Origin of the sequence: Janthinobacterium sp. GMG1 (assembly GCF_034427795.1) — a bacterium.
In the GTDB taxonomy this organism is placed as follows: Bacteria; Pseudomonadota; Gammaproteobacteria; order Burkholderiales; family Burkholderiaceae_D; genus Janthinobacterium.
This window is the reverse complement of the sequence record NZ_JAXQNT010000038.1, coordinates 1-858: the sequence shown is the minus strand read 5'-3', so window position 1 is coordinate 858 and position 858 is coordinate 1. Positions and strand designations below refer to the sequence as shown.

Sequence of the window (858 nt, the reverse complement as noted above, 5' to 3'; positions counted from 1 at the left end):
TGGGTCCGGGGACAACTGATAGACCACCACCACCTTCAAATCCGCATGCCACTTTTCCGGCACGCTGAAACAGCATATCGACCCGCCCTGCCCGTATGGACGGATCGAATCGCCACCACCGCCGCTGTTGGTATTGCCCGGATTTTCAACCGCGATGTAATCGACTTCGCGCGAAGAATAATTCAGCGCCTGAATGCTCGCGGCCATGGCGACGCCGGGTAAGCATACGGCCAGCAAAAGCCCTCGCCATAGTTGGCTCTTGAGTAAGGTATTCATGGTTTCATCCCTATGCATAAATGCCAAGACTCAGAGCGCGTGCCTTGACGCCCTTACTAACGTTCAGTTGCGTATCCAGTTTGCATAGCTTGGCGTCACTGCCATGCGTGTCTTTATCACCTGAAAATGCACGATACAAGCGCGCCACGTTGCTGTGCGAATGAAACGGTACATCCCGTTTCATTTATTGTTGGTGCCATCGAAGAAGAAGCCGAAAAACAGATTGACATCACATGGGGGAGGGAAGCCGGGAAGTGGGCACTCACGCTTCTTCATAAATCCTATAATTTCATCCATTTCATTAATTCCATCAAAAAAACGTTCCTTGTCAGATGGATCATTTTTATCTACAGAATAGCTTTCGGCCAAAAAATCTGTCATCGCACATTCCCATCTAAACTTTGGACAACTTTTTTTTGAAATTCAATAATTTCTTTTTTTTCTTTTATATTTTCATCTGACAGAGTATAAAAATCACGCTGCAATCTTTTTTCCAAAAAATCGAGCGTATTTCTCTCTCTCTTTAGTTTATCTTTACGACGCTCATCCCGATACTCCTTCGTCGGCACCGGATACCCCTTG

At 46.4% G+C, this 858-nt stretch carries 3 protein-coding genes; all 3 read right to left on the bottom strand.

Annotated features, from left to right (window positions below; translation table 11 throughout):
- Positions 1–276, bottom strand: a 276-nt coding sequence (locus SJI03_RS28770; protein WP_322429453.1) for a DUF3304 domain-containing protein, incomplete at its 3' end; no start/stop codon positions are given.
- A 180-nt stretch (positions 277–456) separates the two neighbouring features.
- Complete coding sequence (locus SJI03_RS28765; protein WP_152598759.1) at positions 457–657, bottom strand: hypothetical protein; 201 nt, start codon at positions 655–657, stop codon at positions 457–459.
- The coding region (locus SJI03_RS28760; protein WP_322429452.1) for a hypothetical protein at positions 654–858 on the bottom strand (205 nt) is incomplete at its 5' end. The genes SJI03_RS28765 and SJI03_RS28760, both read right to left, overlap by 4 nt.

Coding starts and splice junctions, on each gene's coding strand:
- SJI03_RS28765 (WP_152598759.1), bottom strand. CDS start 657: ATGACAGATTTTTTGGCCGAAAGCTATTCTGTAGATAAAAATGATCCA.